Origin of the sequence: Rhodococcoides kyotonense, from assembly GCF_001645385.1 — a bacterium.
In the GTDB taxonomy this organism is placed as follows: domain Bacteria; phylum Actinomycetota; class Actinomycetes; order Mycobacteriales; family Mycobacteriaceae; genus Rhodococcoides; species Rhodococcoides kyotonensis_B.
Genome location: NZ_LVHI01000032.1, coordinates 209,632 through 233,564 on the forward strand (window position 1 = coordinate 209,632; position 23,933 = coordinate 233,564).

General features: G+C 66.2%; 20 protein-coding genes. 7 read left to right on the forward strand and 13 right to left on the reverse strand.

The window, feature by feature from the left end; translation table 11 throughout:
* Window positions 1–32: 32 nt before the first annotated feature.
* The gene (locus tag A3K89_RS20580; RefSeq protein ID WP_068430121.1) at window positions 33–335 is read right to left on the reverse strand and encodes a PE domain-containing protein; all 303 of its coding nucleotides are present in this window, start codon (window positions 333–335) and stop codon (window positions 33–35) included.
* A gap of 111 nt (window positions 336–446) precedes the next feature.
* Window positions 447–1,013 (reverse strand): histidine phosphatase family protein, encoded by a 567-nt coding sequence (locus tag A3K89_RS20585; protein ID WP_068430122.1) that lies wholly within the window; start codon window positions 1,011–1,013, stop codon window positions 447–449.
* Between the two features lie 199 nt (window positions 1,014–1,212).
* Between A3K89_RS20585 and A3K89_RS20590 the strand changes: the two genes are divergently transcribed.
* Both A3K89_RS20590 and A3K89_RS20595 read left to right on the forward strand, forming a co-directional pair.
* Window positions 1,213–1,407, forward strand: a complete 195-nt coding sequence (locus A3K89_RS20590) for a CbtB domain-containing protein (protein WP_068429932.1) — start codon at window positions 1,213–1,215, stop codon at window positions 1,405–1,407.
* On the forward strand, window positions 1,398–2,189 hold the full coding sequence (locus tag A3K89_RS20595) for a CbtA family protein (RefSeq protein WP_068429935.1): 792 nt from the start codon (window positions 1,398–1,400) through the stop codon (window positions 2,187–2,189). Before A3K89_RS20590 ends, A3K89_RS20595 begins: the two co-directional genes overlap by 10 nt.
* A 51-nt stretch (window positions 2,190–2,240) precedes the next feature.
* On the opposite strand, the gene A3K89_RS20600 is transcribed toward A3K89_RS20595, so the two are convergent.
* Both A3K89_RS20600 and A3K89_RS20605 read right to left on the reverse strand, forming a co-directional pair.
* Window positions 2,241–2,573, reverse strand: coding sequence for a metallopeptidase family protein (locus A3K89_RS20600; protein WP_068429938.1), 333 nt, complete (start codon window positions 2,571–2,573; stop codon window positions 2,241–2,243).
* Window positions 2,574–2,586: 13 nt separating this feature from the next.
* Window positions 2,587–3,690 (reverse strand): septum formation family protein, encoded by a 1,104-nt coding sequence (locus A3K89_RS20605; protein WP_068429943.1) that lies wholly within the window; start codon window positions 3,688–3,690, stop codon window positions 2,587–2,589.
* Window positions 3,691–3,711: 21 nt separating this feature from the next.
* Here A3K89_RS20605 and A3K89_RS20610 point away from each other — a divergent pair, with 21 nt between their 5' ends.
* Together A3K89_RS20610 and serS are read left to right on the forward strand one after the other, a co-directional pair.
* On the forward strand, window positions 3,712–4,107 hold the full coding sequence (locus A3K89_RS20610; RefSeq protein WP_068429946.1) for an ankyrin repeat domain-containing protein: 396 nt from the start codon (window positions 3,712–3,714) through the stop codon (window positions 4,105–4,107).
* Window positions 4,108–4,118: 11 nt separating this feature from the next.
* Complete coding sequence (gene serS / locus A3K89_RS20615; protein WP_068429948.1) at window positions 4,119–5,372, forward strand: serine--tRNA ligase; 1,254 nt, start codon at window positions 4,119–4,121, stop codon at window positions 5,370–5,372.
* Between the two features lie 55 nt (window positions 5,373–5,427).
* Here serS and A3K89_RS20620 read toward each other — a convergent pair whose 3' ends face one another.
* Together A3K89_RS20620 and A3K89_RS20625 are read right to left on the reverse strand one after the other, a co-directional pair.
* Window positions 5,428–5,733 (reverse strand): ABC transporter permease subunit, encoded by a 306-nt coding sequence (locus A3K89_RS20620; protein WP_254303606.1) that lies wholly within the window; start codon window positions 5,731–5,733, stop codon window positions 5,428–5,430.
* A 16-nt stretch (window positions 5,734–5,749) separates the two neighbouring features.
* Window positions 5,750–6,979: an NAD(P)/FAD-dependent oxidoreductase gene (locus A3K89_RS20625; protein ID WP_068429950.1), complete on the reverse strand. Its 1,230-nt coding sequence runs from the start codon at window positions 6,977–6,979 to the stop codon at window positions 5,750–5,752.
* A 51-nt stretch (window positions 6,980–7,030) separates the two neighbouring features.
* Between A3K89_RS20625 and A3K89_RS20630 the strand changes: the two genes are divergently transcribed.
* Entirely contained in the window at window positions 7,031–8,980 is a 1,950-nt protein-coding gene (locus A3K89_RS20630) for an amino acid transporter (RefSeq protein WP_068429953.1), read from the forward strand.
* 87 nt (window positions 8,981–9,067) lie between these two features.
* On the opposite strand, the gene A3K89_RS20635 is transcribed toward A3K89_RS20630, so the two are convergent.
* Window positions 9,068–9,490, reverse strand: coding sequence for a hypothetical protein (locus A3K89_RS20635; protein WP_068429962.1), 423 nt, complete (start codon window positions 9,488–9,490; stop codon window positions 9,068–9,070).
* Window positions 9,487–10,317: a hypothetical protein gene (locus A3K89_RS20640; protein ID WP_068429965.1), complete on the reverse strand. Its 831-nt coding sequence runs from the start codon at window positions 10,315–10,317 to the stop codon at window positions 9,487–9,489. The genes A3K89_RS20635 and A3K89_RS20640 overlap by 4 nt, the downstream gene beginning before the upstream one ends.
* A 64-nt stretch (window positions 10,318–10,381) precedes the next feature.
* Here A3K89_RS20640 and A3K89_RS20645 point away from each other — a divergent pair, with 64 nt between their 5' ends.
* Window positions 10,382–11,125: a lysophospholipid acyltransferase family protein gene (locus A3K89_RS20645; RefSeq protein ID WP_068429968.1), complete on the forward strand. Its 744-nt coding sequence runs from the start codon at window positions 10,382–10,384 to the stop codon at window positions 11,123–11,125.
* 2 nt (window positions 11,126–11,127) lie between these two features.
* Window positions 11,128–11,874, forward strand: coding sequence for a lysophospholipid acyltransferase family protein (locus A3K89_RS20650; RefSeq protein WP_068429971.1), 747 nt, complete (start codon window positions 11,128–11,130; stop codon window positions 11,872–11,874).
* Window positions 11,875–12,487: 613 nt separating this feature from the next.
* On the opposite strand, the gene A3K89_RS20655 is transcribed toward A3K89_RS20650, so the two are convergent.
* Genes A3K89_RS20655 through A3K89_RS20675 form a run of 5 tightly spaced genes read right to left on the reverse strand, consistent with a single transcriptional unit; the run spans window position 12,488 to window position 23,928 of the window.
* Window positions 12,488–13,231, reverse strand: a complete 744-nt coding sequence (locus A3K89_RS20655; RefSeq protein ID WP_068429974.1) for a CPBP family intramembrane glutamic endopeptidase — start codon at window positions 13,229–13,231, stop codon at window positions 12,488–12,490.
* 48 nt (window positions 13,232–13,279) lie between these two features.
* Window positions 13,280–14,053 (reverse strand): ABC transporter permease, encoded by a 774-nt coding sequence (locus tag A3K89_RS20660; RefSeq protein WP_068429976.1) that lies wholly within the window; start codon window positions 14,051–14,053, stop codon window positions 13,280–13,282.
* Window positions 14,050–14,826: an ABC transporter permease gene (locus tag A3K89_RS20665; protein WP_068429979.1), complete on the reverse strand. Its 777-nt coding sequence runs from the start codon at window positions 14,824–14,826 to the stop codon at window positions 14,050–14,052. The genes A3K89_RS20660 and A3K89_RS20665 overlap by 4 nt, the downstream gene beginning before the upstream one ends.
* Window positions 14,823–15,779 carry a daunorubicin/doxorubicin resistance ABC transporter ATP-binding protein DrrA gene (locus A3K89_RS20670; RefSeq protein WP_068429984.1) on the reverse strand — a complete coding sequence of 319 codons (957 nt, stop codon included), beginning with the start codon at window positions 15,777–15,779 and terminating at the stop codon, window positions 14,823–14,825. Before A3K89_RS20670 ends, A3K89_RS20665 begins: the two co-directional genes overlap by 4 nt.
* A 10-nt stretch (window positions 15,780–15,789) precedes the next feature.
* Window positions 15,790–23,928, reverse strand: a complete 8,139-nt coding sequence (locus A3K89_RS20675) for a non-ribosomal peptide synthetase (protein ID WP_068429988.1) — start codon at window positions 23,926–23,928, stop codon at window positions 15,790–15,792.
* Window positions 23,929–23,933: the final 5 nt, after the last annotated feature.

Genomic DNA, 23,933 nt, shown 5'->3' on the forward strand with positions numbered 1-23,933 from the left:
ATCTACCCCCGTCGTGTGATGGTGTTGCCGGCTCAGATGCCCAGTGCGCGACTGTGTTCGAGGTCGACGTCGCGATACGCCGCGGCCTGTGTCCGCAAGGCCGCTGCGGTCTGGATCAGCTCGTCGACGGCCTCGCGTGCGGTCGGCGTGTACGAGCCCGCCGCATGCTTGAAGTAGCGGTTGGCCAACAGGGACACTTCTTCGCTGCCCGACGGAAGCACCTGAATGTGAAGCGACGCCGCAGCCAGGCTCGCCTGCAGCCGGGCGGCGACCGCGTCGAGCTCCGCGGCAGCGGCTTCGAGAGCGACAGGGTCCACACGCACGTGTGCCGGCATCAGTACTCCCTTACCAGGAATGAAAGAGCTTCGGGATCGAGCGAGAATTCCGTTCTCGTAGGAGTTGGACGGCATCCGCGGGTGATCGGTTCCCGGTTGGAGGAAAAAGGCTTAGGCGAATTTTTCGGCGACCGACCGCAACGTCCATCGCCCACCGCGGAAGTTCACGCTGGTCGTCGTCAACGGGGGAATGTCGACGCGCCAGAAGGATTCGGCAGGCGCGTCGAGTGTGCGTACGACGACGGCTCTGACGACAGCGGGATGCGTCACGGCCAGTACCCGCCGCTGTTCGGAGCTGACGCGGTCCATCCAGTGGCCGACTCTGGTGAGCAACGCGTCGATCGACTCCCCGCCCGGTGGCGTCGTCGACGTGTCGGTGAGAAGGCCTGTCATTTCGCGCTCGGCCAGATCTTCCAGACCGGCTCCAGTCCAATCGCCGTAGCTGAGGTCGGCCAGACCGTCGACGATGCTGCCGTGCAAGCCCAACGCGTCGGCAGTCTGGCGGGTTCGTCGTTCGGGCGCGATCAGAACGAGGTCCACACTCATGGCGAGGGTGAGTTCGTCCAACCGTCGCAGCCCGTCCGAATCGACCGGTTCGTCCGAAGGAAAGCGCGCACGACGCATGGCCTCGGTCATGGCATGGCTGATCAGGGACAGCCGGGTGACGGTCGGAGCCATGCGCGACACTGTATGTCGGCATTGACAGACACGAGAGATCGGTGCCACAGTTCGCGGGTCAGTGCGATGTGTGCAGGTAATACCGGTGGAAATCCGGAGCGGTTGCGCCACTGTGACCGGACGCGAGTTCGGGAGCCAGAAAACTCACATATCGCTTCATGTTTCGGCGGGACGCACAATCCCAGGAGGAAACACCCCGATGGCTACTGTCCATACCCCCAGCAACACTACCGAGTCGGCGGCACTCGCCCTCGTCGTAGCTGCGGTGATTCTGCTCGCGTTCCTCGTGCTCTACCTGGTCGGATTCGACCAGGGCGCCATTTCGCGCAGCGGAATGTTCATGCACGAACTGATGCACGACGGACGCCACCTGCTGGGCCTGCCATGCCACTGAACCCACTGCAGGGCACGTTCGTACAACTGCTCGTGCGGGGTCTTCTCGCCGGACTGATAGCCGGCCTGCTGGCGGGAGCCGTCGCGTTCACGATCGGTGAGCCACACGTCGACTCGGCCATCGCCATCGAAGAGTCGGCGGGCGGCCACTCCCACGCCGAGGAAACACCGGGCGCGCATTCACATGACGATGACGATGCTCTCGTCAGCCGCGACGGCCAACGCGTCGGGCTGTTCCTGGCGACGGGACTCGCCGGTCTCGCGCTCGGGGCGATCTTCGCGACGGTCCTGCACTACGCGCGACGGTTCACGTCACTGTCGGGATCGGCGCTCGCCCTCGCTGCCGCGGCTCTCGGATGGGTCGCGATCGAGGCGGTGCCGTTCCTGAAGTACCCGGCCAACCCGCCTGCCGTCGGAGATCCGGATACGATCTCGCAGCGCACGTGGCTGTGGCTTGCGTCGGTGACGCTGGGACTGTTGGCCGTCGGAGTCGGGATCTACGTCGCGAAGCTGGTTGCGGCGCAGTCGTCGCTCGCCGTCAAGACAGCGGCCCCGCTGGCGGCGTTCCTGCTCGTCGTCGGGCTGGGGTACGTCCTGCTGCCCGGCATCGACGAGGTCGGCGACGACTTCCCAGCCGCGCTGCTGTGGGAATTCCGGGTGTCGTCCCTCGCGACCCAGGCGACCCTGTGGCTCGGACTCGGATTGGTGTTCGCCTTCCTGACCGATCGGGCGTCGCGTTCGCCGGCCACCCCGTCGGCATCGATGTCACGCGGCATCCGCTAGACAGCTGCGGTGGGCCATCCATGCCGACTTCGGGCGGTGTGGGACCGAAGATCAGCCGAACCCGAGCTCGTGCAACCGCTCGTCGTCGATGCCGAAGTGGTGGCCCACCTCGTGGGCGACCGTGATGGCGATTTCGCGACGAGCGGTGTCGGCGTCGTCGACCATCTCGAGGATCGGTCGACGGTAGATGGTGATGACGTCGGGAAGGTGACCGCTGTATTCGAAGCGCTCGGTCAGCGCGATTCCTTCGTACAGTCCGAGGATGTCCTCGGTGGGGTGTTCGTCTTCGACCAGGACGACGACGTTGTCCATGAAGTCGATGATCGCGGGCGGGAGGGTGTCGAGGGCGTCGGAGACCACGTTGTCGAAGTCGGCGTCGCTCATGTGGAAAGGAATGTCACCCTCCCGGGGTGATCGGGGCTGCGCCGGGCAGCGGGGTCGGCAAGGCGCGTCCGTCCGGTGCCGCCGGTGGTGGGACGGGTGCCTGACCGTTGATCAGGATGTCGCCCTTGGCGCTTCCGGTGATGGTGGCGAATCCGCCTTCGTCGAGCTCCTTGCCGACCGAGCAGGTGATCTGCCGACTACCGGCCAGCCAGCTGGTGACGTCGATGGTGTTCCAGAACAGCGTCAGCGTCTTGTCGCGCAGAGCCGTGTCGGAGCCCAAGTAGGTGTTGACGGTGGCGGTGCACGTCGGTTCGAGGTAGGCGTCCTGGTCTGCTTCGCTGGGGATTCCGCTCGGGAACTGCTGCTGAAGATCGACGATCGACGCCACCTCGAACGCGTGGGGCGAATTGCAGTCGACGGGGTCGGCGGGCACGTTCTGGTTGATGCCGATGCAGGTGCCGACGTCCCATACGTTCGACTGGTCCTGGTCGAGCACCGAACCGGTCATCTCCTGAGGGACCCCGGTGTTCGACGACTGCTGGATGCCACATCGGAGTGTCCGCTCTCCTGCCATCCATCCGGACTGCGACGGGAACATGAGTCCGACGCTGAACTTGCCGTTCGGATCGAACTTGGTGCCCAGGTAGTCGTCGACGATGCCGACGCAGTGCTCGTCGCGCAACTGACCGAAGCGCAGTGCCCCCGGATAGGCCGAGCCGGGCGCGAACTCGATGCCGGGGTACGCGCTCAGGTCGACGTCCTGGGCGACCTCGAACCGGTGCGGTTCTGCACACGACACCTCGGCGAGATCCTGACGGTCGGTCTCGGGATCGTCGGTCGGCGTCCACTGCAGGCACGTGCCAGGATCGGCGGATCCGAACGACCTCGCGGACACAGGTCCGCTGGTGGCAGGCCCGGAATCGGCGTGGGTGGTGATCTTCTCGGGTTGCGAGAAGCCCCCGGAGACGAAGAGGGTCACGACGGCGGCCGCGACCGCGCCGATCGCGATCAACGCCAGCCCTCGGCGCGCGACGGGCGCGGTCACGGTGCGCTGGTTGCGTCGTGGTTTCGAGCGCCCGGGCCGGGCGGGATCGGGTGTGGACATCTCCTCCATCATGCCCGAGTATGTTCGGTTCCCATGACGCACCCGGATGCAGACGACGCCGACATCGCCGAATTGGCGGGCCGACTGTTCACCATGGCGCGCACCGGTGACACGGCCGCGCTCGCGAGCTACCTCGACGCGGGCGTCCCGGTCGACTTGAACAACGAGTCCGGTGACACGTTGGTCATGCTCGCGTCGTACCACGGTCACGCGGAGACGGTTCGAGTGCTGGTCGAACGGGGTGCCGACGTGAACCGTCTCAACGACAAGGGACAGACGCCGCTGGCCGGGGCGGTGTTCAAGGGCGAGGACGGCGTCGTGCAGGCGCTCGTCGAGGGCGGCGCGGATCCGCACGGCGGCCACCCGTCGGCGATCGACGCAGCTCGCATGTTCGGACGCGAGGACTACCTGGGGATCCTCGGCAAGTAAGGTTGCATGTCGTGATCGACCTCAAGTTCCTTCGCGAGAACCCTGACGTTGTCCGCGCCTCGCAGCGCACCCGCGGCGAAGACCCCGGTCTCGTCGATGCACTGCTCGCGGCCGATGCCACCCGTCGTGCCGCTGTGTTGACCGGAGATCAGCTCCGCGCCGAGCAGAAGGCGCTGGGTAAGAAGGTCGGGAAGGCATCCGCCGAGGAGCGGCCGGCCCTGCTCGCGGGCGCATCCGAGCTGGCGGCGAAGGTCAAGGCCGCCGAGGCTGCCCAGAACGAGGCCGACGCGGCCCTCGACGTCGCCGCGCGCAAGATCTCCAACATCGTCGAAGAGGGAGCCCCCGCCGGCGGCGAGGACGACTTCGTGCTGCTCGAGACCGTCGGCGAGATTCCGTCGTTCGATTTCGAGCCGAAGGATCACCTCGAGCTCGGCGAGTCGCTGAACCTCATCGACATGGAACGCGGCGCGAAGGTCTCGGGCTCGCGGTTCTACTTCATGACCGGCTACGGCGCGCTGCTGCAGCAGGGAATGCTGCAGCTCGCGGCCCAGAAGGCGGTCAAGAACGGTTTCCAGATGATGATCCCGCCGGTGCTCGTGCGCCCCGAGATCATGGCGGGGACCGGGTTCCTCGGTGCGCACGCCGACGAGATCTACCGACTCGAAGCCGACGACCTGTACCTCGTCGGTACATCCGAGGTCGCGCTGGCGGGTTACCACTCGAGCGAGATCATCGACCTGTCCGACGGCCCGAGGCGCTACGCCGGATGGTCGTCGTGCTTCCGCCGCGAAGCAGGCAGCTACGGCAAGGACACACGCGGCATCATCCGTGTGCACCAGTTCGACAAGATCGAGATGTTCTCGTACATCAAGCCCGAGGACGCAGCGGCCGAGCACAAGAAGCTCCTCGAATTCGAGCGGGAAATGCTTGCGGCAGTGGAGCTTCCGTACCGCATCATCGACGTCGCAGGCGGCGATCTCGGTTCTTCGGCGGCGCGCAAGTACGACTGCGAAGCCTGGGTCCCGACGCAGAACGCGTACCGCGAGCTGACGTCGACGTCGAACTGCACCACGTTCCAAGCGCGGCGCTTGAACGTCCGCTACCGCGACGAGAACGGCAAGCCCCAGATCGCCGCGACGCTCAACGGAACTCTGGCGACGACGCGATGGATCGTCGCGATCCTGGAGAACCACCAGCAGGCCGACGGCACCGTGCGCGTCCCGGAGGCGCTGGTTCCGTTCGTCGGGACGGACGTGCTGCGCTAGCGCGCAGGTGAGTGGCAATGTATAGCGCGCTATACATTGCCACTCACGGGTGGCGTCAGCCGCCGTATTTCGCCGTGACCCGGTGCTCCAACCACTGCAACGCGATCGTCGGCGGTAGCGCCATCACCATGATGAGCACGACGGTGCCCATGATGTTCTCCATCCGCACGAGGCTGACGTTGCGCAGCAACTCGTAGCCGATTCCGCTCGACGACGAAAACATCTCGGCGAGAAGCAAACCGAGGAACGCGAGACCGAACGTCATCCGCATACCCGTCGCCAGTGCCGGAAGCGCCGACGGGATGACGATCTGCCGGATCAACCGTGGCCAACCGACCTGAAGCGAGGGCGCCTGCCGCACGGGTGGCGGAGCCGCACTACGCCCACGCGATGCGCTTCGGATCCCCGTGGCATTCGACGATCGCGGCGTGGTCGGCGTCGAAGTAGTCCCAGGCCCAGGTGAGGAACGCGTCGACCTTGCTGTGTGCGCCGCTGAGCAGCGCGGCATGGACGCCGAGCCACGCCGCGAACGCGATCGGCCCCTCGATCTGATGACGGTGCTCGCCGATCTCGGCGACCGCGGCACCGCGACCGATCATCGCCATGATGCCCTTGTCCCGGTAGGAGAACGACTTCGTCGCCTTGCCCTCGGCTGTGCGCAGAATGTTGTGCGCGACCCACGTTCCTGCCTGCTGCGCGACGGAACCCAACTGCGGCAGTGCTTTTCCGTCGTCGTCAGGAATGTTCGCGACGTCGCCGACGGCATACACCGCGTCGACACCGGGAACGGTGAGATCGGCGGACACGTCGATTCGTCCACCGTGGCCGAGCGTCACCCCCGCCGTTCCGGCGACCGGAGCTGCGGTCTCCCCGCCGGCCCAGACGACGGTCCGTGACGAGATGCGTGTCCCGTCGCTGAGTTGCACACCGTCCGCGTCGACCGACTGCACGCCGACACCGAGGCAGACCTTGGCGCCGTGTGCGACGAGCGTGTCGTGCGCGTACCGGTGCGACTTGTCGGTGAACGGCGCGAGCAGCGCGGGGCCGTGGTTCACGAGCCACGCATCACCGCGTCCGCCCGGGTGGTTCATCGTGCGCAGCGCGCGGAACAGTTCCGCGAAGGCGCCCGCCGTCTCGACACCTGTCGGACCACCGCCGACGATCACGATGTCCAGCGGGTCCTCGGCGGTGGCCAGCACGTCGCGGACATGGTGCCGAAGTCGCTCGGCGTCGGCGACGGAGTAGAGCGGGAACGACCATTCGTCGGCGCCGGGAGTTCCGAAGAAGTTCGCCGTCGCACCCGCGGCCACGACGAGGTAGTCACCCGAGATCGTCTCGTCGGACGCGACGAGTGAACGCGCCCCGGCGTCGATCGAGCTGATCTCGGCACGAACGACTCGGACCGTCGGCAGATGCTCGAAGATCGACGCGAGAGGCCGGGCGACGTCCTCGGCAGGCAACTGCGACGTCGCGACCTGGTAGAGGAGCGGCTGGAACTGGTGATAGTCGTGTCGGTCGACGATCGTGACGTCGACCCCCTTCTTCCCCAACTCGTGTGCACAGGCAATGCCTGCCAGTCCAGCTCCGGCGACCACCACGTGAGTCATGGGACAACAGTAAGCCCCTCCGTACCGCGTGTGCGGGTTTACGCTCTGGAGATGGTGCGTCTGCGGTCGTGGCTGCTGAGCGATATCACCGAGCAACCGTCGGGACATCTCGGTCCGTATCGCAAGCCGCACAAGGTCGAGCACACTCATCCGTGGTGGAAGGTGATGTGCCTGACCGGCGTCGACTACTTCTCGACGCTCGGCTACCAACCCGGCATCGCTGCCTTGGCGGCGGGAACGCTGGCGCCGCTGGCTACCGTCGTACTGATTCTGTTGACGCTGTTCGGTGCCCTCCCGGTGTATCGGCGCGTTGCACGGGAAAGCCCGCACGGTGAGGGCTCCATCGCGATGCTGGAGAAGCTGCTCCCCAAATGGGGTGGCAAGATCTTCGTGCTCGTCCTGTTGGGGTTCGCGGCGACGGACTTTCTGATCACGATGACACTGTCGGCGGCCGACGCGTCGGCTCACGTCGTCGAGAACCCGTTCGCGCCTGCAGGTCTGGGCGACGCGGAGGTGATCATCACCCTCGTGCTGCTGGCGCTCCTCGCCGCTGTCTTCTTGAAAGGGTTCACCGAGGCGATCGGTATCGCGGTCGCACTCGTCGGGACGTTCCTGGCGCTGAACCTCGTCGTCGTGATCGTGGGGTTCTGGGAGATCGCCTCCGAGCCATCGCTGATCACCGACTGGCAACACGCCCTGACGGCCGAGCACGGCAATCCGTTGATGATGATCGCCGTCGCGCTCATCGTGTTCCCGAAGCTCGCACTGGGAATGTCCGGTTTCGAAACCGGGGTTGCGGTGATGCCGCAGATCGACGGCCATGTGAGCAGAAATGCGTACTCCTCTACACATTCGCACGCACGGGAGGTAGCCGGGCGTATCCGCGGCGCACGTCGACTGCTCACGACCGCGGCACTGACCATGAGTGGATTCCTGCTGACGTCGAGCATCGTCACGACGATTCTGATCCCTCCGGCTGAGTTCCAGGCAGGGGGACAGGCGAACGGTCGTGCGCTCGCGTATTTGGCGCACGAATACCTGGGGAGTGCGTTCGGAACCGTGTACGACGTCAGCACCATCGCCATTCTGTGGTTCGCAGGCGCGTCGGCGATGGCCGGTCTGCTGAATTTGGTGCCCCGCTATCTACCGAAGTACGGCATGGCCCCTGAATGGGCGCGCGCGGTTCGTCCACTGGTGCTTGTGTTCTCGGTGATCGCGTTCGTCGTGACGCTGTACTTCAAGGCCAGTGTCGACGCACAGAGTTCCGCCTATGCGACGGGTGTGCTGGTGCTGATCACGTCGGCGTCCGTCGCGGTGTCGCTGTCGGCCGCACGTCACGGTCAGCGCAGGCTTGCGTGGATGTTCTCGGTCGTCGCAACGATTTTCGTGTACACGACCGTCGCCAACATCTTCGAGCGTCCCGACGGCGTGAAGGTGGCGTCGTTCTTCATCGCCGCGATCCTTGCGGTGTCGTTCGTCTCGCGGGTGACGCGATCGTTCGAATTGCGTTCTACGTCGGTTACTTTCGATGAGCAGGCATCGGCCTTCGTTGCCGAGGCTGCCGCGAGGGGCAGTATCCAAGTGGTGTGCCACGATGCGCGCAACCTCGATTTCGACGAGTACGGGCAGAAGGAAGCGCAGCAACGCGCGGACAGTCACATTCCGTCGGACGACCCGATCCTGTTCCTGGAGATCAACATCAAGGACGCGTCGGAATTCTCGACGGACATTCTGGTGCATGGTCGGCAGCGCGGCGACTATCGGATTCTGTGGGTCGACGCCGCGGCCGTACCGAACTCGATTGCGGCTGTGCTGCTGCAGATTCGGGATACGACGGGTGTGCGCCCGGACGTCTACTTCGAATGGTCGGAGGGCAATCCCGTCGTCAACCTGTTGCGGTTCCTGTTCATCGGAGTCGGTGAGGTGGCACCGGTGACCCGCGAGGTCATCCGGCGGGCCGAGCGCGATCCGAAGCGGCGGCCGAATGTGCACGTGGGGTGAGCGCCGCCGGCGGCATCGATGTCACATGGCAACCGTCTATCGGATGCTGCGGACCATCGATGCCGAAAGGTGGGGGGCGTCGAGCGATCAGAAGAACTGCCCACTCACGAAGCCGGCGAGAAGCACTGCCGTACCGCCGATTTCGCCGACGATCAAGGCCCACATGAACGCGTTCGTGCCGTGCACCGGGTTCTGGAACTGATTGTCGGTGTCCTTCGCCCACCCGTGGTACATGTAGCTCGCGATGGCCGCGACGAAGAAGAACACCACCACCAGCCCCGCGATGAGGTTCACCGCCGTTGCGAATCCCGAGAACTCCGTCAGCGCGGCCAGTACGAGCGTCGCGAACGAGTACATCAGCGCAGCGCGATGCGCGATGTCGACGTACGGGTGGGCCAGAGCCGTCGGCGACGTCGACATTTCTCGGAACTTCCACACCCCGAGCGCGAGCGCCCACACCAGAATCAAGCCTGCGAACAGCAGCAGAATCTTGGTGTCGACCCCGATCACGCGACGTCACCGATGCAGTAGCCGTTCGGCCCTGATGCAAGCGTGAACACTCGATTCTGCTCGAACCCCGACACATCGGTGACGTCGGCGTACACCGTCGTATAGATTCCGTTCACCGCGGCGACGTAGACGCTGTCGGGGTTGTACGACGCGGACCCGGTGAGCCGGCCGGGGTTGTTCACCAGCGGCGGAACCGTCGGCGCGCCGGTGCCCTGCGGGTCCCACGTCGGCACGTCGGCACAGACGAGAGGGAAGTCGCCCTCGAGATCGCCCGGCGACACGGGACTGCCGGTGAAGCGGCCCAAGTAGCGCGCGACGGTGTAGGTGGCGTCGGCGTCCGAGAAGACGGGCCCTGCTCCGGCGGGTGCGACGCGCGGGCACGCATAACCCGACGCGGCGTCGGTGCGTGCGACGGACAGCGTGACCGCAGGCCCGCTCCAAGTGACGGTCGCGGGCCCGTCGACGCCGGGTGCGGCGGCCGCGTCGAGAATCGCCGGTACGTCCGCGTACTGCTGCGGCACCTCGGACGGCGGGATGGTCCAGCATGTCGGTGCGACGGCGGGGACACCGCCCGCTTCGAGGTCGACCAGGAACGCACGCAGCGCCGACGCGGCCTCCGGGTTCCCGGCGACCTCTCCGACCGCCGGTCCGGGAGGGGGCGCGACTGTGGTGGTCGGCTGCGTCGTGGTGGTCGTGTCCTCCGTGGTCGGCGCCGACTGCGTCTCGGTAGGCAGCCCCTGCTGCCCGTCGCCCCCGCATGCGGTGAGCGCCAGAACTGCCACCGACAGCCCGACTCCGGCGATGGAAAAACGGCGCACGTCACTCATGTTCAGCTGACCTTCCCCACTTTGTCTTCTCCCCGAGTTGCCGATGCGACTACGCTAGCCGACTGTGGAACCCGTCTACCGATCTGTCATCGGCATTGCCCGTACGGTCTTCGCTTTCGAAGGCCTGAAATTCAAGGTCGAGGGCGAGGAGAACATCCCTGCGACCGGCGGTGCGGTCATCGCCGTCAATCACACCGGTTACATGGACTTCACCTACGCGGGTCTGCCGCCGCGGAGCGTGAAGCGGTACATCCGCTTCATGGCGAAAAAGGAAGTGTTCGACAACAAGATCTCCGGCCCGATCATGCGCGCCTTGAAGCACATCCCGGTCGATCGTGCTGCGGGCGCCGAGTCCTACAAGGCGGCAGTGCAGGCCCTGCAGAAGGGTGAACTGGTCGGCGTGTACCCGGAAGCGACCATCAGCCGGAGCTTCGAGATCAAGGAGTTCAAGTCCGGCGCAGCGCGCATGGCCATCGAAGCGGGCGTTCCGATCATCCCGACGGTCATCTGGGGCGCGCAGCGCGTGTGGACCAAAGGATTCCCGAAACGGTTGGGGCGCACCAACACTCCGATCTCGATTGCCGTCGGCGAGCCGATCGCTCCCGTCGGTCCCGCGAGTGAACTGACCGAGAAGCTGCACTCGACGATGCAGGAGATGCTGCTGAAGCTCCAGACCGGTTACGAGCACGAGGCCGGCGCCTACTGGGTGCCCGCGCGTCTCGGTGGTAGCGCTCCGACGCTCGAGGAAGCCAACAAGCTCGACGCCGACGACGCGGCCGCGAAAGCAGCACGGAGACAACAGAAGTAACGATGTCCCGCGAACCCGTCTACGCCACCCTCACCGCGCTGGTGCGGGCGATCACGGCGGCGCAGGGTTTGCGGACCACCTACCGCGGCACCGAGAACATTCCGCGCGAGGGCGGCGTCGTGCTTGCGGTCAATCACACCGCGTACCTGGACTTCATGCAGGTCGGTCTCGTCGCGCGGCGCGGTAAGCGGCGGGTTCGCTTCATGATGAAGAAGGAATTGGAAGCGAACCCGATCATCGGGTTCTTGATGCGGCACTGCAAAGCCATCGGCGTCGATCGTGAGGCCGGGGCAGCGTCTTTTGCGGCCGCAGTCGAATCCTTGCGCGACGGCGAACTCGTGTGCGTCTATCCCGAGGCCACGATCAGTCGTAGCTTCGAGCTCAAACGGTTCAAGTCGGGTGCCGCGCGGATGGCTCTGGAAGCTCAGGTGCCGATCGTTCCCGTCGCGATCTGGGGCGCGCAGCGGGTCATGACGAAGGACATCCCGAGGGCGGTGGGTCGGCACAATTTCCCGATCCACATCGCCGTCGGCCCGCCCATCCAACCGCACGGCACGCCCGACGAGCTGACCGCCGAGCTGCGAACGGCGATGGAGACGACGCTCGCGGCGGCGCAGGACGGGTACAAGCACCCCGTCGGCGCGCGGTGGGTTCCGCGACGCCTCGGTGGAACGGCACCGACGCTGGACGAGGCACTGAAGATCGAAGAGGCCGAAATAGCGGCCAGACGGGCTGCGAGGGAGAAGTAGCGCCGGGCCAGGTTTTTGGGAACGACCGCGCACGTTGCAGCAGCTGCGCGTGTTGCAACGTGCGCAGCTGCTGCAACCTGCGCGCGGGGATGGTTGAACTTACGGTCCCGGCATCCTCGCCTTGACCGCGCACGTTGCAGCAGACGCGCGTGTTGCAACGTGCGCACTCACTGCAACCTGCGCGTGGGGGTGGTTGAGCCTACGGTCCCGGCATCCTCACCTTGACCGCGCACGTTGCAGCAAACGCGCGTGTTGCAACGTGCGCAGTTGCTGCAACCTGCGCGCGGGGATGGTTGAGCCTACGGTCCCGGCATCCTCACCTTGACCGCGCACGTTCCAGCAGCTGCGCGTGTTGCAACGTGCGCACTCACTGCAACCTGCGCGGGGGGGATGGTTGTGCTCACGGTCCCGGAATCCTCACCCTGACCGCGCACGTTCCAGCAGGCGCGCGTGTTGCAACGTGCGCAGTTGCTGCAACCTGCGCGGGGGGATGGTTGTGCTTACGGTCCCGCAATCCTCACCTTGACCGCGCACGTTCCAGCAGCCGCGCGTGTTGCAACGTGCGCAGTTGCTGCAACCTGCGCGTGGGAGCGCAGGCCACACCGAGCGAGCGTCAGGCCACCGACGCGTGCCACACCAGTGCCGCGGCGAGCGCGCCGAGGCCGTTGAGCGACCAGTGCAGCGCGATCGGGGCCAGCAAACTGCCGCTGCGACGCCTCAGCCACGTGAAGACGAACCCGGCGGCTGCGGTTGCGAGGACGGCGGCGACGATACCGGCGACTTGGCCGAACACCCCTCCACCCAGGAAGTTGCTCAGCCCGGCGTTGCCTGCGGTCAGGCCAAGCGACGACGCGATGTGCCACAGTCCGAACATCAGAGATCCGGCGGCGAAGACACCGCGAGCGCCGTAGATCCGACCCAGCGTGCCGTGCAGTACCCCGCGGAACGCGAGTTCCTCGGGGATGACCGTCTGTAGCGGGATGACGATCATCGACGCCACCAGAGCAGCCGAGATGGTCGCGTAACGGTCTGCCATGAAGAACGGCCTGGTCAGCGGCAGCAATGCACCGATCGCGACGACGGCGAGCACGAGCCCGACGGCACCGAGCGCGTACAGCGAGCCGGTCTTCCACTGTCTCGGGGACAGGCCGAGTTCGGCCCATCCGAGCCCGCGCCGACGCGTCAGGGCAACCAGGACGACGGCCGCGATCGGGACCGTCGCGACGCTGGCCCACACGGTGGTGAAGTGCGCGATCAGGTTGGTGCAGACGAGTACGGCGACGACGATGGCGACGTCGAGGTACGCGTGGAAGCCGCGCCAGCGAGCAGCGTTCGCGGCGTCCTTCGTCATGAGCATCCCGCCGAGTGTACGGACGGTTCCTGAGAACGTCCGCCGAACGAGGGATCACCGTGGCTGCGTTGCCCGTCGCAATCCGCGGTAGGCCGGGACGACGGAGACGGCGAAGATTCCGACCGCCCAGATGCCCGCTTTCGCCAGCGCCGCGCCGGCCGGTTCACCGAGTGCAACCGCCTGCATCGCCTGGATCGCGCAGCTCATCGGCTGGTACTCGACGAGCGGCTGGATCCATGACGGATAGGCGGCGATCGGCACGAAGCCCGGGCTGAGGAACATCGACAGCGAGCAGAACAACGACACCGTCTCGACGAGTGCCGTCTTACCGAGCGTGAACGACGCGGCCATGACAGCCGTCGTGAACGCCATGCCGTACACCAACGGGATCAAGACGAACAGCACCACCGAGCCGTGGAACGTGAAACCCAGAAGCAGCCCGACAGCAATGATGGCTAGCGTAGTGACCAGAATTCGTGTGGCTTCTGCCGTCACACGACCCGCGAGGCCGGATGCGCGGTGGATCGGCAACACCCAGAACCTGGCGAGAATGCCTGCGTCCCATTCCCTCCCGAGGGTGACGGCACCGGCGACAGATCCGAGCATCGCGCTGAGCACCGCGGTCATGGGCACTGTCCCGTACAGTGCGTCGTGACCGGAGAATGCGGATACCTGCTGTCCCAGAACGATGTTCAGGATCACCAGCATGATGGCGGGGTAGACGATCGACTGCATCAGGGTCATCGGATCGCGCACGAGATGCAGTAGCAGGCGCCTGCTCTGGATCAGAGTCTGGGGGACAAGTACGGAAGTGGAGTTCTCGGTCATGGGCGTCTCGTATTCACGCGGAGGGACAGGGGAACGAACAGCAGGAGCATGCCCGCGAGCCACAGCACGGCGGGCAGCAGCGAGGACCCGGTGGCGGTGCCGTCGGCGAGGCCTCGCAGTGCCGTGGTGAACTGTGAGATGGGTTGGTTGCGGACGAACGGCTGAACCCACTGGGGGAACTGGTCTATCGGCGCGAAACCGGTCGACAGCAGGCCGAGAATCAGCTGCGGGAGGACGAGGATCTGCGTCGTCGCCTCCGGGCTCGTGGACAGGGTGCCGACCATGTCTGCGCCGACGATCAGTGTCACCGCGATGACGACGACGAAAGCGACGAAACCCACAGTCTGAAGCGCGCTGCCGGAGAACCGGAATCCGATCACATGACCACATGCGAGGGCCGCGGCGGAGGAGATCGCACACTTGAGCAGTCCCGTCGCCACGCGCGACGACAGTGGCACGGCCGGCGAGACGGGCATCGACGCGAACCGTCTGTTGATGCCCGTGGTGGCGTCGGTCGCAGCGAGGAACGCCGCCGAGATGGCCGTGAACGCGATGGCCTGCAACGCGATCAGAGGCATCAGGAACTGCCCGAAGTCGGACACGCCGTTGCCGAACATCGAAATGACCTTCTGCAGTGGCAGATAGAAGCCGATCGTGAACACGACCGGCGCGATCAGCGCCGTCACGAACTCACCCGCACGCATCGACGTGCGCAGCGTGCGCGACGTCAGCACCCACCACTGAAAGCCCGAGGACCGGGCAGGCGCGGTCACGACGCGACCTTGTCTGCGACTGGTGTGCCGGTGAGAGACAGGAAGACCTCGTCGAGCGAGGGGCGTCGCAGTGCGATGTCGACGAGTTCGACGTCGGCACCGTCGATTCGGTGCAGCACCTCGGCCAGCGTGCGGGCGCCGTCGGGCGCGGGAACGGACACCCGGTCGGATGTCGGGTCGAGGAGGAAGCCACCCGGGAACATCGGTCGGAGGACCTCGGCGACGGCGGGCACGTCGTGCGGGTGCAGCGGAACCACCTCGCAGTAACTTCCACCGGTGCGCGCCTTCAGTTCCGCCGAGGTTCCCTCGGCGACGACCGTGCCGTGATCGACCACGACGATCCTGTCGCTCAACACATCTGCCTCCTCCAGGTACTGCGTCGTCAACAATGTGGTGATGCCCTGGTCCGAGAAGCCGGCGACCAAGTCCCACACGGCCTGTCGGCTGCGCGGATCGAGTCCTGTGGTCGGCTCGTCGAGAAACACGACCTCGGGTGGGACGACGAGACCGCAGGCGATGTCGATGCGGCGACGCATCCCACCGGAGTAGCGGCCGACGCGTCGACCGGCCGCGTGGGTGAGGTCGAACTCGTCGAGCAGTTCGTCCGCACGACGCTTCGCATCGCGGCGCCGCATGCCCATGAGTCGGGCGAACATCACGAGATTCTCGTAGCCGGTGAGGGTTTCGTCGAGCGTGGCGTTCTGGCCCGTCAGCATGATGGACGCGCGGACACCTGCGGGGTCGGTGACGACGTCGTGTCCTGCCACGCGTGCCGTCCCGCTGTCCGGTGTGACGAGTGTGGCCAGGACACCGACGGTGGTCGTCTTGCCCGCGCCGTTCGGCCCGAGGACCGCCAGCACCTCACCGCGCTGGGCGGCGAAGTCGATGCCGCGCAATGCCTGGACGGGGCCGAACGATTTGCGGAGGTCGCATACCTTGATCGAGGTGGTCATGTGATCCTTCCTAGGAGGCGAGTGCGTAGGTGAAGTGGGCGGACAGCGGGGCCGAGATCTGGTGCAGCGAACCGGAATCCAGCATGTCGTCGTGGGTGGCGTCGACGGCATGGTCGTCGATCCACCCGGTGACGTAGGTTCGCCACGTCTCGGCAGCGCGGGAGTCGCGAGCGCTGAAGAACAGCACGTCCCCGTCGAATACCGGCGGGCGATATCCGGCAAGCAGTCGTAGTGCGTTGTTGTAGGCCGTCGCGAGACGGTCGACGTGCTGCGCTTCGACGGGAACTCCGACGGCTTCCCGAACCCGGGACGCTGCGTCGTCCGCGGAGATCTCGGCCGTCACGCCGTCGATGCCGAGTACGGGCGCGAACTCACCGAAGAATTCACCGGTGGTCAGTGGATTCGGCGGTTCGAGCTCGCACGCGTCGACGTCGGAATCGAGCATCGCCAGCAGCGACACCTCCTGGCCCATTGCTTGCAGCCGGGCTGCGACTCCGTGTGCGACGAACCCGCCGTACGACCATCCGAGCAGGTTGTACGGGCCCTGCGGCTGCACCGCGCGGATCTCGGCGAGATACCGATCGATCACGTCGTCGAGGTGCGTGGACGTCGTTGCCACCCCAGCCAGTTCGGGTGCCTGGATACCGTAGACGGTGCGATCCGTTCCGAGCATCGCCGCGAGTCCCGCGTAGCTCCATGCCATCCCGGATGCGGGATGGATGCAGAACAGCGGAGCCTCGGTGTCGCCGCGCCGCAGCGGGACGACGGTATCGAACGGTGTCGATTCCGAGCCGGTGTCGCCGTCGTCGATTCGGGTCGCCAGCGTTGCTGCAGTGGGGGATTCGAACAGGTCACGCAGCGACACAGGTGACGGCAGAGCCGCGTTGATGCGCGTCACCACTCGGGTCGCGACGAGCGAGTTGCCGCCGAGGTCGAAGAAGGAGTCGTCGGCACCGACGTCGTCGACGCCCAGTATCTCGCTGAACGCGTCCACCACGAGCAACTCGATCGGTGTGCGCGGAGCGCGGTAGCGTCGACGCCGAGATGCGAAGTCCGGCTTCGGGAGCGACGCCGTATCCAGTTTCCCGACGGGAGTAAGCGGGACCTCGTCGAGCATCTGGACGACCGTCGGGACCATGTATCCGGGCAAGCGTTCGGATGCGTGTTGCCGCAACGCTTCCGGATCCGGTGTCGTGCCGTCGGCGGCAAGAACGTAGGACACCAGGACCGTCGCTCCCGCAGGTCCGTCGACACCGATCGTGACGGCGAACTCGACGTCGGGACGCTCGGTGAACGTCGCGTCCACCTCGCCGAGTTCGACGCGGAAGCCGCGAATCTTCACCTGGAAGTCGGCGCGGCCCTGGTAGTGCAGTCGCTCTCCGTCCCAGCGGACGATGTCACCCGTGCGGTACATGCGAACGCCGGGATCGGTGGGATGCGCGACGAATCGCGTCGACGTCAGGTCCTGGCGGTTCTGATATCCACGCGCGACGGCGGGGCCGGCGAGGTACAGCTCGCCGGGGGTGCCGTCGGCGACCGGGCGGAGCCAGCTGTCCAGAACCAGCATCGATGCCCCGCGAATCGGACCACCGATGTCGACCGGTGAATCTGTCTGCAGCGGAGCCGAACCCGTCGCCCAGATCGTGAACTCGGTGGGTCCGTAGTGGTTCAGCATCACCCGATCGCCTGCCCACCGCTCGACCACGTCGCGACTCGGTGCCTCACCCGCGACAGCCAACACACGCACACTGTCGATCGGATCCACCGTGGCCAGCGCTGCGGGCGTGATGACCATGTGCGTGACGCGTTCCCGACGCACCAGCTCGGCGAGCTCGACACCTGCCATGACGGTCGGTGGTGCGACGACCAGGGTGCCGCCGTGTGCACAGGCCATGAGCGACTCCGAGATCGACGCGTCGAAACTCGGTGAGGCGAAGTGCAGCACGCGTGCCGTGCTGTCGAGGCGAAACTCCTCGCGCTGTGACTCGGCGAAATTCGCCAGCCCGCGATGCGGAACCGCGACGGCCTTCGGCGTCCCGGTCGATCCCGACGTGAAGATCATGTAGGCCAGGTTGTCCAGGTGTGGAGCCGGTGCGTCCACAGGTGTCGTGCTGCAGGCGGTGTCGGTGGCGTCGATCCACGTCATCGGCGCGTTGAAGGCGGGGATGTCGTGATCGGCGATGATGCCGATACGGGCGCCGCAGTCGTCGAGCATGCGCTCGATCCGCTCGGCGGGCAGTTTCGGGTCGATCGGAACGAACGCGGCGCCGGTCTTGACGACCGCCCACATCGCGAGGACCGACTCGATGGACCTCGGGATCGCCAGTGCAACGAACGTCTCCGGCCTCGCGCCGTGCCGAACGAGTCGGTGTGCCAGCGCATTCGACCGTGCATCGAGTTCGCGGTAGGTGATCTCCGTGCCCTCGTAGGTGACGGCGATGCGATCGGGGTGTGCCGCGACCGTGTCGGACAGGATCGACGCGAAGGTACGCGGAGCGTGTGCTGCTTCACCACGGATGGGCTCTGCAGCCGGCGACAGGGCCAGGACTTTCGTGTCCGGCTCGGCAGCGACCCGCGACAGCAGATCCACGCAGCGGTCGAGTACTGCTTCGGGATCGTCGACGGCGTTCTCCAGGTACTTCAGCGTGATCTGCAGTGAGTCACCCGGGATGATCAACAGCGACAGCGGATACGGAGTTGCATCGGTGCCTTCGGCGTCGACGACCCGCATTCCGGCCAGGTCCAGTGACTGCGACAGCGCCGCTCGGTCGACCGGGTACGACTCGAACACCGTCGACGTGTCGAACAGTTCGGGAAGTCCTGTTGCCTCGTGGATATCGCTGAGCCCGACGTACTGGTGGTCGAGCAACTGGGACTGTTCTTTCTGGACGCGAGACATCAACTCGGCGAGCGTCTCTCGCGGATCCAGCTGAACTCGGACGGGAACGGTGTTGATGAACAGTCCGACCATCTGCTCGACGCCCGGCAGAGCCGGTGGCCGACCGGACACCGTGCCGCCGAAGACGACGTCGGTCCTGCCGGTCAGCGACGACAGCGTCATCGCCCACGCGGTCTGGATGGCCGTGTTGATCGTGATGCCGTGCGTCCTGGCCAGCCCGTGCAGAGCGGCCGTGACGTCGGCGCCGAGCGCCCGGGAGTGCTCACCCGCGGTGCTGTCGCCGCCGATGTGGTCCGACGACGACACGAGCGTCGGTTCGGTGACTCCGTCCAGTGCCTCCTGCCACGCCAGCCGAGACGCGCCGCGGTCCTGCTCTGCCAGCCACGCCAGGTACTCGCGGTACGAGCGTGCGGGCGGAAGTGAGACGACGCCGTTCAGCGCCGCGTAGAGCGTCAGCAATTCCTGGACCAGCAGAGGCGTGGACCAGCCGTCGAGCAGGATGTGGTGGTTGGTCATCACCAGGCGGTATCCGTCGTCGGAGGTACGGATCAGTTCGAACCGGATCAGCGGCGGATGTGCCATGTCGAAGCGAGTAACCCTGTCCTGCTCCAAGATTCGGTCCAATGCTGCGTCTTCCGCGCCACGTAGATCGGTCTCGGTCCAGCCGACGTCGAGTTGATCCAACACGATCTGTCGAGGGCCCGAATCCTGCTCGCGGAAGGCGACTCTCAGATTCTCGTGCCGGTCGACGAGTGCCTGTGCTGCATCGTGCAACCGGCCGGCGTCAACGGTGCCCGTCAACGTCAGAACGGACTGGACGATGTAGCTGTCCGGACCCTCCGCGTCGAACACCGCATGGAACAGCAAGCCCTCCTGCAGCGGCGACAGGGGCCACACGTCGATCAGTTCCGGGAATTCGGTTTCCCACGAATCGATCTCGGTCTGCGTCGTGTGCACGAGCGGGAAGTCCGACGGCGTGTGCCTCGTGACGGTCTCGGCGTCGGCGTGCGCGGCCAGGGCGGTCAGTGCATCCATCCACGCGGTGGCCAGGTCGTCGACGTCGTCGAACATGGTCGACGCGTAGGAGAACGTCGCCACCAGCTCGGTGTCCGAACCCGTTTGTTCCGCAACGACATTGATGTCGATCGCGGCGGGAAGCGGCATGGCCGGATCGGCATGCGACGCGAATCGGGCAGGCATGAAGGGGGAATCGGCTGCCGTCTGCACGCGTCCCAGGTAGTTGAAGGACACCTGGGGCGTCACGGCGATCTCCGACGCGTCGGCCAGGTGGCGCAGCATGCCGTAGCCGATGCCATGGTCCGGTATCGTGGCCAGTCGTTCCTTGACCGCTTTCAGCGCCGTGCCTGCGGCCGGACCCGCGGCGAACGCGTCGGCGATGTCGATGCCGGTCAGATCGAACGCGACGGGGAAGACCGTCGTGAACCATCCGACTGTGCGCGCCAGATCGACTCCGGGCACTGCCTGCTCCTCTCGTCCGTGGCCTTCGAGCGAGACCACGGACGTCGCACGGCTACGCCAACGGGCGACGGCCAGGGCCAGTGCAGCCAGCAGGACATCGTTCGGCCCGCACCCGAAGCGGTCGACGACGGTGCCGAGGACGGTATCGGTGAGTGCCGCCGGGACGGTCACGACGCTGTCGACGCGGGTGGCGACGGTATCGATCGCCGGATCGATCGAGCGGTGCGACAGTGGGGCATCCGGTGTGCGTGCGATGTCGGACCACAGGGACACCTCGTCCATGCGCCGGGCGGCACAGTCGGTCAGTCCGTGCGCCCATCGGCGCATCGAGGTGCCGACGGGTTCGAGCGACTCACCCATCACGGCGGACGCGAAGTCCGGCAGCAGGATTCGCCACGACACTCCGTCGACGGCGATGTGGTGCAGGACGATCCACAGAGAATCGTCGGTGCGGGCCAGCTGGACGACCTTCCCGGTTCCCGGATCGAGACGATCCGCGGCATCCTCCAGGTCCCCCGTGACGAATGCCGCTGCGGCATCGACGGATCCGGCCGGCATGATCTCGTGCTTGTCCGTGACGCGGGAGCGCAGGGCGTCGTGATGATCGATCAGAATCGCCGCTGCAGTGATCAGCGTGTCGTCGGAGATGCCGTCGGGAAGGGTGATCCGGACTGCCTGGCTGTAGGTGCGGAAGTGGCCCGCAGCCACCATCTCGGCGGCAACCGGCGTGAACGGCACGTCTCCGACGCCGCCGCCCGGTAGTTCGTCGAGCACCGGTGCGGCGACGATATCGGTGGCGATATCGGCCAGTGCCGCAACGGTCTTGCGCTCGAAGACGTCGCGAGCGGTGAAGTGCAGTCCTGCGGTCTTCGCGCGGGACACCAGTTGGATCGAGACGATACTGTCGCCGCCCAGGGCGAAGAAGCTGTCGTCGGCGCCGACGGAGTCGATACTCAGAACGTCCTCGAACAGTGCTGCGATCGCGATCTCCCGTTCGGTGCTCGGCGGTCGGTGCGACGTCGACGTCGTGAACACCGGGTCGGGAAGTGCTGGGCGGTCGACTTTGCCGACCGGGGTCAGCGGGACCGTGTCCAGCACCATGATCGACGACGGCACCATGTAGGCGGGCAGGGTCGCGGACAGCTGCGCGGTCAGGGCGGCGACGTCGACCCGTCCGGTGACGTACGACACGAGAATCGTTGCACCCGAATCGGTTCGGTGGCCGATCGTCATGACGAAGTCGACGTCCGCTGCGGCGGAGATGGCCGCGTCGATCTCGGTGAGCTCGATGCGGAACCCGCGAATCTTGACCTGGAAGTCGCTGCGTCCCGAGTACTCGAGCTGGCCATCGGAGTTCCAGCGCACGAGATCGCCGGTGCGGTAGAGGCGTTCGCCGGGGAAGTACGGGCTCGCGACGAACCGGGATGCCGTGACGGCCGGACGATCGTGGTATCCGCGGGCCATCGCCTCACCCGCCAGATACAGCTCGCCGACGCGTCCAGCGGGGACGGGCCGCAGCCAGCGGTCCAGAACGATGGCCGACGTGCCGCCGACCGGGGTGCCGATCGTGACCGGGCCGTCGACGCTCATCGGTGCGCTGTAGGTGGACGTCACCGTCATCTCGGTCGGCCCGTACCCGTTGATCATCTGCCGGTCGCCTGCCCACCGGGCGCGAAGCTCCGATGGGCAGGCGTCGCCACCGACGACTACATGGGTCAGGTCGGGCAGTTTCGTGGGGTCGAGCGTGCCGAGAACGGCAGGGGTGACGTCGGTGTGCGTGACGCGCTGCGCGGTCAGCAGGTCGGCGAGTTCGCTGCCGCCGTAGGTTCCGGGAGGTACGACGACCACCGTCGCGGCCGCAGCGAACGTCACCAGGAGTTCCGACAGGGACGCGTCGAAACTCGGTGAGTAGAAATGTGTCTGGCGCGAGTTCTCGGTCAGTCCGAGGCGGGTGACACCGTCGTCGACCAGATCGGCGAGTCCGCCGTGCGTGACGACGACGCCCTTCGGCTTCCCCGTCGACCCCGACGTGTAGATGATGTACGCGGCGTTACCCGGGCGGATCGGCGCGATACGGTCGGCGTCGGTGATGGGTTCGGTGGAGAAGTCGTCGTGTCCGGTGACGTCGTCGATCGACAACAGTGCGCCGGAGTCGGACACGAGGTAGTCGATTCTCTCCTGCGGGTAGGTCGGGTCCACGGGGACGAACGCGGCGCCGGTCTTGGCGACGGCCCACATCGCGACGATGGATTCGATCGAGCGTGAGATCTGCACGGCTACCGTGGTTTCGGGGCGCGCGCCGTCGGAGATGAGTCCGCGAGCAAGACGGTTCGAACGTTCGTCGAGTTCGCGATAGGTGATCTCGTCGTCACCGTTCGCGATGGCGATTCCGTCGGGGCGCCGGGTCGCCGCGTCGCCCAGGATCTCCGGAAAGGTTCGTACGGCAACGGGTTCGGCGCCGCTGTGCATCTCGTCGACGTCGGTCATGTCGAGGGTGACGACCGGTGTGGACGGCGAGTCCAGGAATCGTTCGAGGAACGCGAGGAATGCGGTGTGATGACGTGCGAGATCGTCGTCGGAATAGAGCTCGCGATTGCCCTGGAAATCGATGTGCGTGCTCTCACCGCCGACACCGGGGTAGATGTTCACGAACAGGTCGTCGATCATGCCCGACGTCAGCACGTGCAATCGGCCGGTGAAGTCGCCCAGCATGATTCGCGTGTCGAACATCATCATGTTGACCGACGGTCCGAAGCCCGACGCGTTGCCGAGATCGCGGGCGATGTCTTCCTGACGGTATCGCTGACGCCGCAGGGCCCCCGTGAGTTCCAGTTGCGCGTCGCGCACCAGATCGGCGACCGACGTCGCGGCCGTCAGCCGCAGACGCAGGGGGACGACGTTCGCCATCATGCCGCCCGAGCGTCGCAGCGCGGCGGTCGTTCGTGCCGAGACCGGCAGGCTGAGGGTGACCTCGGTGCTGTCGGTGGCACGGGCCAGATACGCACCGAAGGCGGCGACGGTGACGGGTGCGACGCTCGACTCGAGCTGCGCCGCAACCTCTTCGAGACGCTGCGACATCGCGCGGCTCAGTTCGCCGCGGTGCAGCCTCGGATGTGCCCCGGCCGGTGCTGCGTGGCCGGCCAGGCTGACCGGGTCGGGAAGTCCGGCGAGATGCTCGGTCCAGTACTCGCGGTCTGCGTCGAAGCGGTCCGACGCGCGGTACTTCCGGTCGGCGTCGACGAGGATGTTCAGGTCCTCGGCCTTGGACGCCGGGGCGTCGGAACCGAGGGTGTAGAGCTCGGCGCAGCGCTTCAGCAGCGTCATCGCGCCGTACCCGTCGAGGGCGATGTGGTGGATGCGGGAGTACCAGAACGACTGCTCGTCGCCGACGCGCAGGACGGCCATGTTCACGAGGCGATCGCGCGTCGGATCGAGGGGCGAGGTGTACTCGTCGTACATCCAGGCTCGCGCGGCGGCGATCGGATCTGCCTCGTCGCGAAGGTCGAAGTACGGCATGGTCTCGGGGGTGGAGGGATCGATCGTCTGCATCGGGTGGCCGTCCACCTCGACGATGCGCAGGTAACCGGTGCCGAACTCGCGGCCCGCGGTCTTCGCCGCAGTGGTCAGGCGCTCGATGTCGAGATTGCCGTGGATCTCGACGTACTGCGCGATGGAGATGGGGACGTCGCCCGCCAGGTGCTGCGCGAACCAGATTCCGCGCTGAGCGGCGGAGAGCGGGAAGGTCGTGGCCTCTGAAGTGGTGAAATCCATGTACA